Origin of the sequence: Acidovorax sp. (assembly GCF_016783915.1) — a bacterium.
In the GTDB taxonomy this organism is placed as follows: Bacteria; Pseudomonadota; Gammaproteobacteria; order Burkholderiales; family Burkholderiaceae_C; genus Acidovorax.
In genome coordinates, this window is sequence record NZ_JADHVT010000185.1 from 1 (window position 1) to 7923 (window position 7923).

Here is a 7923-nt window from a genome sequence, read left to right on the forward strand (position 1 = left end):
CCAAAGCGTGCGATGGCGCGCTGCGCAATCGCGTGCGTGGCCAGGGCCGTGAGCGGGGTCTTTTCCGAAGGCTTCCACACCACCGAATCACCGCACACCAGCGCCAGCGCCGCGTTCCACGACCACACGGCCACAGGGAAGTTGAAGGCCGAGATCACGCCGCACACGCCCAGCGGGTGCCAGGTTTCCATCATGCGGTGGCCGGGGCGCTCGGTGGCAATCGTCAGGCCGTACAGCTGGCGCGACAGGCCCACGGCAAAGTCGCAGATGTCGATCATCTCCTGCACCTCGCCCAGGCCTTCGGACGGGATCTTGCCCGCCTCGATGGTCACCAGCAGGCCGAGGTCCGCCTTGGCGGCGCGCAGCTCTTCACCCAGCAGGCGCACCAGCTCGCCCCGGCGCGGTGCGGGCACATTGCGCCATGCCAAAAAGGCTGCATGCGCGCGGCCGATGGCAGCGGTGGCATCGGTCGGGCTTTGCTGTGGCACCTGGGCCAGCACCTCGCCCGTGATGGGCGAACGTGCCGCCAGCGTGCCGCCGGTGTAGGCGGCGCGGGGCACGCCCAGGCGTTGCAGCAGTTGATCGACTTCGGACACAAGGGGGGTGGCGGCAGGGGTGGCAGACATGGCGGCTCGCAAAGGTGAGTGGAGGCGAATAGAAGGAAGCAGCGTGGGAGAAAACGCGCGATCAATGTGCCAATATCCGCCAATCGCACCGTGCTGGATAGCAAAAAAATGGAACTACTTAATCACAAATCAGCATGAAGTACCTGAAAATTGCAGAGCTACCCGAGCTTGATGTACTAGCGCCACAGCCCAAAACCATGCCCAACCTGACAGAGCCGCTCATTCCCTCTGCGCATGATTGATCCCATTTGCCACCATGACCCTGCTGCGCCGCGCCTTCCTGCCCTCCACCGCCGACCTGCTGGCCTTTGAGGCGGCGGCACGCCACCAGAGCGTGTCGCGCGCGGCCGAAGAGCTGCACCTCACCCAAAGTGCCGTGTCGCGCCAGATCCGCCAGTTGGAAGAGCAGATTGGCACCGCACTCTTTCACCGCGTACGCCAGCGCGTGGTGCTGACCGACGCGGGCCGCGTCTACGCGGCCGACGTACAAAACGTGCTGCAGCAGCTGTCAGCCAGCACGCAAAAAGCCATGGCGTTCTCCAGCACCGACGGCCTGCTCAACCTGGCCGTGCTGCCCACGCTGGGCACGCGCTGGCTCATCCCGCGACTGGGCGGCTTCATGGCGCGGCACCCTGAGGCACTGGTCAACTTCTCGGCCCGCACCGAGCCGTTTGACTTTGCAGGCACACCGTTTGACGCTGCCATCCACTTCGGCACGCCGCACTGGGCAGGCGCCGTGTGCGAATACCTGATGCACGAAGAAACCGTGCCCGTGTGCAGCCCCGCTTACCGCGACCGCCACAACATTCACACACCGCAAGACCTCACGCGCGTGGTGCTGCTGCAGCAAAGCACCCGCCCCACCCAATGGGCCGAATGGTTCGAGCTGGTGGGCGCCCCCACCGCCCTGGCCCTGCGCGGCCCGCAGTCGGAGCACTTCGCCATGATCGCGCAGGCCGCTGTGTCCCACCTGGGCGCGGCGCTACTGCCGCGCTTTTTGATCGAGCAGGAGCTGGCAGCCGGGAGCCTGGTGGAGCTGTCAGACCAGGTGCTGACGAGCACCGATGCGTATTACCTTGTGTACCCGGAAGCGCGGGCGCAGACGCCGCTGGTGAAGGCGTTCAGGGATTGGGTGGTGGGGGAGTGCGCAGTGCAGAGGTTGGGGAAAGGATGACGGCGGCAGCGACCACCAGCATGTCGAATTCGTTCAAGACGCCGCCCCCAGGGCCAGGGCACCATCCTGCGTCATGCAACTTGAATCCCTCGACACCCATCTCTGGCACGCCACCCACGCCTTCAAGGCCAATGGCCTTCCCATCACCACACGCATGACGGTGGTGCGCCTGCCGGGGCACCAGCTTCTCGTCCACTCACCGATTCCGATGCCCGCCGGCAGTGCACTGCTGGGGCAGCTGCAGGCACTTGGCACGGTAGCTTTCATCGTGGCGCCGAACAAGATGCACCACCTGTTTCTGGCGCCTTGTGCCCAAGCCTTCCCGAACGCCAGGGTGTTTGGCCCCAAGGGCCTGGTACAGAAGCGCCCAGACCTTGCGGCCAAACTGCATGAACTGCCCGCAGGCGACCTGCCGGAATGGCTGCCAGACCTGGAGCATTTGGCTTTTGAGGGCATTCCCGCAGGCAATGAGTCGGTATGGTTCCACCGAACGTCGGCCACGCTCATCGTGACAGACCTGCTGCAGTGGATGGCGGGTGACCTGTCTTGGTCCACGCGTGTCTATGCCACGCTGACCGGGGTGAGACGGCAACTGGCCGTTCCGCTCACGGTGCGCGCGCTGGTGCGTGACCGTGGTGCCGCAGCCCGCAGCGCTGAGCGCGTGCTGCGCTGGCCCTTTGAGCGGGTAGTGACGGCCCATAACCAAGTGCTGGACAACCATGCCTACGCACAGGTCACACAGGCGCTCGCAGTGCTATGACCGAAAAAATACCCCATCATCTGCGGAACGCCGTGGGCCTCAATGCCACGCCACCACCCCGTACTCCTCAAAGATGTCGGAGCACATACCCCAACCCGGTATTGGCCAACAGCCCCACCAGCACCAGCCCACCGGCTACCCCGGCCGCATGTACCTTGCCGAGGGCTGCGCGCTCGCGCACCCAGTGCCATTCGGCGATACAAAACCACAGCAGAGCCAGCAGAAACAGCCCCACGCCGACCGCAGACAGCACCCCGCCCACCAGGGCCAGCGACGTGCTGATCGACACGGCCAGCGCAAAGGGTGCGACCAGGTAGCACTGCTCGTAAAACGGGTTGCGCAGGTTGAGACGGTGAATGGGTTGGCGGCTATGGCGCAGATACCACACAGCCCCGGCCAGCGACCAGATGCCAAAAGCCATGGTGCGATACAGCAGCAGGTTCTCCTCGGACTTCAGCAACGCGCCCGCGAGCGTGCCCATCGGAGGCGCTCCCTGCTTACGCAGAGCCAGATCGAGCACATGAGCCACCAGCACGCACAGGATGAGCAAAAGCGGCGGGCTGATCGCATCGCCGTAGCGGTCATCGCCTTCGCGGTCTTGCTCCGCCTGCACATAAGTGACCATCTGGCGCGGGCGCCGCACGATGCGCCACAAGGTCTTGGGCAACAACACCAGCCAGATCAGGGCTTCATACACAAAGTCTTCAAACGACTTGAGGATTTTGAGAAAGTCCACAAACAACTCCTTGAGGCCTTGGGCGCATCCAGTCAGGGGCCCACGCTGCGTGAAAAGGCAAGCGCAAAGGCCATGATCGCCCAGTCGTTAGCGATGTGAGCGATGGTGCTGGCCCACAGATTGCGGGTGTAGAGAAATACCGCCGTCAGCACCAGGCGCGCGGTGCCGATGACCAGCAAGGCCTGGCCGACATGCCATTGGTAGGTGGGCAGGTGCAGCGCACCAAACAGCAACGCCGTGGCCACCCACGCCACAGCAATTGCCCAGCGGGCAGGCATGCCGACGCGGTGCAGCAAGGCGACGGTGGCCAGCAGCGGGAGAATAGTGACCAGCTCCTCACCCAGCAATTGCACAGCCACCAGCGCAAACCGCGCTACCAGTTGTGCAGATGTCAGGCCCGCAACGGCATCCACACTGGCGTTGGCACTGAGGTGCGACATGCCAAGCCCATACACAGCCACCAGCCCAGGCAAGCCCAACACCAGTGGCACGGCAGCCAATGCCAACGCCACGTCGCGCCAGCGGGGGCGTCTGAAAAGGGCAACCCAGTCTGGGCCCACGGCGACGCGCAATCCTGCCCACTGCACGCCCACAAACAGCACTGCTGCCAACGCCCCGGTCCACGGGCTCGGGTCCCAGCCCGGCATCGTCAACAACAACACGAAAGCGATGGCACTGGCGACCCACAACGTCATGCAGCCGTTGGTGGACAGAGATACGGGATGGCCAAAACAGTAGGGCAAGTCCGGCTTCGCTGATAAGGAGGTTGGTGCGGGTGATGTATGCGGCAAGGTGGTTCCATGGGTATGCGCTGCATCCCTCCAAAAGGATGCGGCTCTGGCCCTAGGTTACCTGTGGATCAAGAAGACGGCCATGGGCCGCTGGGGCCTGCCCCTCACCGAATCTCGCATAGAAGAGGTGTGACTCTCAGTACCACACCCCAGGCCCCCCAGGCCGAGATTCAGGCCGCCTACTTCTGCTCCTGTCCCGCGGGCTGAATGGCCTGGTCGGGGCGCACGCTCGACAGGCTTTGTGCCGGCCGCCGCAGCGTCACATCAAACGGATTGATCTTGGGCCCCACTGCCAAAGTTTCGCGCTTGAGCAGTTCCACCACGGTGGGTAACCGGTCGTCATTGAGCCGCGCAGAAATGGTGCCCACGCTCAGCGCCGCCACCGCGCGCCCTTCGCGGTCCAGGATGGGTACGGCCACGCCAGCCATGCCTTCCAGCAACCCAGTATTGCGGCCCGCATAGCCCAGTTGGCGCACACGCTCGATTTCGGTGCGCAGATAGACCTCGTCAAACACGCCGTATTCGCGAACACGCGACAGGTTGAAGCGGATGACCTCTTCGCGCTCTGCCTCGGGCAAAAACGCCAGGATGGCCAGCGCGCCCTGCCCCACGCCCAGGGCCACGCGGCCGCCGATGTCGCCGGTGAAGGAGCGGATCGGAAACGGCCCTTCGCTGCGGTCCAGGCACACGGCATCGAACCCGCTGCGCACCAACAGAAAGATGCTGTCGCCCAGGCTGGCGCACAGGCGCAGCAGCGCGGGGCGGCACAGGCTGCGCAGGTCGCCGGGGTTGCCCGCTTTGGCAGCCAGGGCGAAGAAGTCCATGCTCAGTCGGTAGAGCTTGCTGCGCTCGTCCTGCTCGACCATGCCCTCTGCCACCAGCGATTGCAGCAAACGGTGCGTGGTGCCTTGCGTGAGGCCCACGGCACGCGCCAATTGGGTGACTCGCCCGCCCTCGGCCTGCACGGCCGACAGGGCCCGGATGACGGCAAACACCCGGGGTACGCCGCCGGTGGCGGTGGATGCGGCTTCCATACCTCGCTCCTGTGGAATTCGTTGATCAAACTGAAGGCATCATATTTCATTGAACGGAATAAATTCAATAAAAATTCTGATTAATGGAATATCCGAAGCATTCTGGTTTGTTTATTGCAATAGATTCAATTGAATCGAGCGGCTGTTCCAGCCTTTGTGCGGCACTTGCACCACCCCGGTGCAAGCACACCGAAGGCCCGCAGCCCATCCATGCAACTCCACAGCAGGTGACACGCACAGCCCCCAGGCAAACCGTGCGATGCCACCACCGGAAAGGCTTTCGCCATGTCGTTTCTCAAGCTCACGGATGTGACCAAGTTCTATGGCAGCACCTGCGCGGTGCAGTCCATGAACCTCACGGTGCAAAAGGGTGAATTTGTGTCGCTGCTGGGCCCGTCGGGCTGCGGCAAGACGACCACGCTGCAGATGGTGGCGGGGTTTGAGGCCGTGACCAGCGGGCGCATCGAACTCGATGGCAAGGACATCACCCACGCCAAGGCCAACACGCGCGGGCTGGGCATCGTGTTCCAGAGCTATGCGCTGTTCCCACACATGACGGTGGCGGCCAACGTGAGCTTTGGGCTGGAGATGCGCAAGGTGCCCAAGGCCGAACGCGCCGAGCGCGTGGCCCAGGCGCTGGCGCTGGTGCACCTGGAAAAGCATGCCACGCGCTACCCGCGCGAGTTGTCGGGCGGCCAGCGCCAGCGGGTGGCACTGGCACGTGCGCTGGTGATCGAGCCGCCCGTGCTGCTGCTGGACGAGCCCCTGTCCAACCTCGACGCCAAGCTGCGTGAGGAGATGCAGTTTGAGCTGCGGCAGATTCAGCGCAAGGTGGGCACCACCACCATCATGGTCACGCACGACCAGAGCGAGGCCATGTCCATCAGCGACCGCGTGGTGGTGATGGAGGCCGGCCGCGCCACGCAGATCGACCACCCGCACCGCGTGTACGAGCACCCGCGCACGCGCTTCATCTCCACCTTTGTGGGCAAGGCCAACCTGCTGCCCGGTCAGGTGACGCATGCCAATGGCACGCAGACGCAGGTGAAGGTGGGCGCCCTCACGATGGAGGTGGACGGTGCCCGCTACCGCCCCGGCGCCGCCGTGCTGCTGAGCGTGCGGCCTGAAAAAGTGCAACTGGTGCCCGCCGTGCAGGGCCGGATGGATGGCCAGGTGTGCGAGCGGTTCTTCCTGGGCAGCCAGTGGCTGTACCGTGTGGGCACCCCCGTGGGCGACCTGACGGTGCTGGCGCCCAACGACGGCCGCGCTGCGCTGGCCGAGGGCGAGCGCACGGGCGTGGACTGGCCCGACCACTGCATGCGCCTGCTGCCCGCCGATGAAACTGCCCTGGCCGAGCTGGAGGCCGAAGACACCGCCGCCGAGGTGGCGCCATGAGCCTGGCCACCACCTTGCTGCACAAAAAGGCCGCACCCTGGTGGCTGTCAGGCCCGGCGCTGCTGCTGTTCACGGTGCTGCTGCTGGTGCCGCTGGCGCTCACGGCGGTGTTGTCGTTCAACGCGTTTGACCCGGCCACGGGGGTGAAGGCGGGTGAGTTCACGCTGGAGCATTACGCCCATGTGTTCACCGATTCGTACTACCACACGATCTTCTGGCGCACGTTCTGGATTGGCGGGCTGGTCACGCTGATCTGCGTGGCGATTGGTGCGCCCGAAGCCTACATCCTGAGCCGCATGGGCAACCCGTGGCGCTCCATCTTGCTGCTGGTGGTGCTGGCGCCACTGCTGGTGTCGGTGGTGGTGCGGGCCTTTGGCTGGAGCATGCTGCTGGGCCCCGAGGGGCTGGTGAATGGCGCACTGCAGTGGCTTGGCATTGGCCCCGTGAAGATGCTCTACACCGAGATTGCCGTGGTGATTGCGCTGGTGCATGTGATGCTGCCCTTCATGGTGATCCCCGTGTGGACATCGCTGCAGAAGCTGGACCCGGGTGTGGAGAACGCCGCCCTGTCGCTGCAGGCCACGCCGTTCACCACGTTGCGGCGCATTGTGTTGCCGCAGGTGCTGCCAGGCATTTTGTCGGGCAGTTTGATCGTGTTTGGCCTGGCCGCCAGCTCGTTTGCCATCCCCGGCCTGCTGGGCGGGCGGCGGCTGAAGATGGTGGCCACGGTGGTGTACGACGAGTACCTGCACGAGCTGAACTGGCCGCTGGGCGCTGCCATTGCGCTGACGCTGCTGGTGGCCAACCTGGTGGTGATGCTGAGCTACAACCGACTGGTTGAAGGCCGCTACAAGAAAGCGCTGGGCTGAAGCGATGCAGAAGAACGGCCCTCTCGCCCTCGCGTTCAACGCGCTGGTCATCACCTTCATGCTCGCCCCCTTGCTGGTGGTGTGCATCGTGGCGTTCACGCCGCACAACACGCTGACGCTGCCCACCACCGAGTTCTCGCTGCGCTGGTTCAAGGCGGTATTCGAGCATTCGGACTTTGTGCAGTCGTTTTGGAACAGCCTGTGGCTGGCGCTGGCATCGGCCACGCTGGCCACGGTGCTGGCCGTGCCTGCGGGCATTGCAATCACGCGCTATGAGTTTGCGGGGCGCGGCTTTCTCAACGGTCTGTTTCTGTCGCCGCTGATCATTCCGCACCTAGTGCTGGGCGTCGCCCTGCTGCGCCTGTTTGCGCTGCTGGGTGGCACGGGCAGCTTTGGCTGGCTGGTGTTTGCGCATGCGCTCATCGTCACGCCCTACACGCTGCGGCTGGTGGTGGCTGCGCTGGTGGGGTTTGACCGCAGTGCCGAGCATGCAGCCCTGTCGCTGGGCGCCAGCCAGGCCACGGTGTTGACGCGCATC

Annotated in this window: 9 protein-coding genes; 5 read left to right on the forward strand and 4 right to left on the reverse strand. The window is 64.6% G+C overall.

What is annotated here, in order from left to right; all coding sequences use genetic code 11:
• The coding region (locus ISS20_RS21885) for an aldehyde dehydrogenase family protein (protein ID WP_291439522.1) at positions 1 to 626 on the reverse strand (626 nt) is incomplete at its 3' end.
• A 256-nt stretch (positions 627 to 882) separates the two neighbouring features.
• Here ISS20_RS21885 and ISS20_RS21890 point away from each other — a divergent pair.
• Complete coding sequence (locus ISS20_RS21890; protein ID WP_291439524.1) at positions 883 to 1800, forward strand: LysR family transcriptional regulator; 918 nt, start codon at positions 883 to 885, stop codon at positions 1798 to 1800.
• A gap of 73 nt (positions 1801 to 1873) precedes the next feature.
• Positions 1874 to 2560, forward strand: coding sequence for a DUF4336 domain-containing protein (locus ISS20_RS21895; RefSeq protein ID WP_291439526.1), 687 nt, complete (start codon positions 1874 to 1876; stop codon positions 2558 to 2560).
• Between the two features lie 67 nt (positions 2561 to 2627).
• On the opposite strand, the gene ISS20_RS21900 is transcribed toward ISS20_RS21895, so the two are convergent.
• The 3 genes from ISS20_RS21900 to ISS20_RS21910 all read right to left on the reverse strand — a co-directional run bounded on the left by ISS20_RS21900 (position 2628) and on the right by ISS20_RS21910 (position 5121).
• Positions 2628 to 3296: a hypothetical protein gene (locus ISS20_RS21900; protein WP_291439528.1), complete on the reverse strand. Its 669-nt coding sequence runs from the start codon at positions 3294 to 3296 to the stop codon at positions 2628 to 2630.
• 32 nt (positions 3297 to 3328) lie between these two features.
• Complete coding sequence (locus ISS20_RS21905) at positions 3329 to 3991, reverse strand: CPBP family intramembrane glutamic endopeptidase (RefSeq protein ID WP_156379467.1); 663 nt, start codon at positions 3989 to 3991, stop codon at positions 3329 to 3331.
• Positions 3992 to 4266: 275 nt separating this feature from the next.
• Positions 4267 to 5121 carry an IclR family transcriptional regulator gene (locus tag ISS20_RS21910; RefSeq protein WP_291439531.1) on the reverse strand — a complete coding sequence of 285 codons (855 nt, stop codon included), beginning with the start codon at positions 5119 to 5121 and terminating at the stop codon, positions 4267 to 4269.
• A gap of 285 nt (positions 5122 to 5406) precedes the next feature.
• Between ISS20_RS21910 and ISS20_RS21915 the strand changes: the two genes are divergently transcribed.
• The 3 genes from ISS20_RS21915 to ISS20_RS21925 form a co-directional block, all read left to right on the forward strand.
• Positions 5407 to 6516 (forward strand): ABC transporter ATP-binding protein, encoded by a 1110-nt coding sequence (locus ISS20_RS21915; protein WP_291439532.1) that lies wholly within the window; start codon positions 5407 to 5409, stop codon positions 6514 to 6516.
• Positions 6513 to 7385, forward strand: coding sequence for an ABC transporter permease (locus ISS20_RS21920; protein ID WP_291439534.1), 873 nt, complete (start codon positions 6513 to 6515; stop codon positions 7383 to 7385). The genes ISS20_RS21915 and ISS20_RS21920 overlap by 4 nt, the downstream gene beginning before the upstream one ends.
• Positions 7386 to 7389: 4 nt before the next feature.
• Positions 7390 to 7923: ABC transporter permease (locus ISS20_RS21925; RefSeq protein ID WP_291439536.1), on the forward strand; the 534-nt coding region annotated here is incomplete at its 3' end.

What these genes read in the sequence shown, in the direction of transcription:
- ISS20_RS21890 (WP_291439524.1), top strand. Translation starts at nt 883, where the DNA reads ATGACCCTGCTGCGCCGCGCCTTCCTGCCCTCCACCGCCGACCTGCTG.
- ISS20_RS21895 (WP_291439526.1), top strand. Translation starts at nt 1,874, where the DNA reads ATGCAACTTGAATCCCTCGACACCCATCTCTGGCACGCCACCCACGCC.
- ISS20_RS21905 (WP_156379467.1), bottom strand. Translation starts at nt 3,991, where the DNA reads ATGACGTTGTGGGTCGCCAGTGCCATCGCTTTCGTGTTGTTGTTGACG.
- ISS20_RS21910 (WP_291439531.1), bottom strand. Translation starts at nt 5,121, where the DNA reads ATGGAAGCCGCATCCACCGCCACCGGCGGCGTACCCCGGGTGTTTGCC.
- ISS20_RS21915 (WP_291439532.1), top strand. Translation starts at nt 5,407, where the DNA reads ATGTCGTTTCTCAAGCTCACGGATGTGACCAAGTTCTATGGCAGCACC.
- ISS20_RS21920 (WP_291439534.1), top strand. Translation starts at nt 6,513, where the DNA reads ATGAGCCTGGCCACCACCTTGCTGCACAAAAAGGCCGCACCCTGGTGG.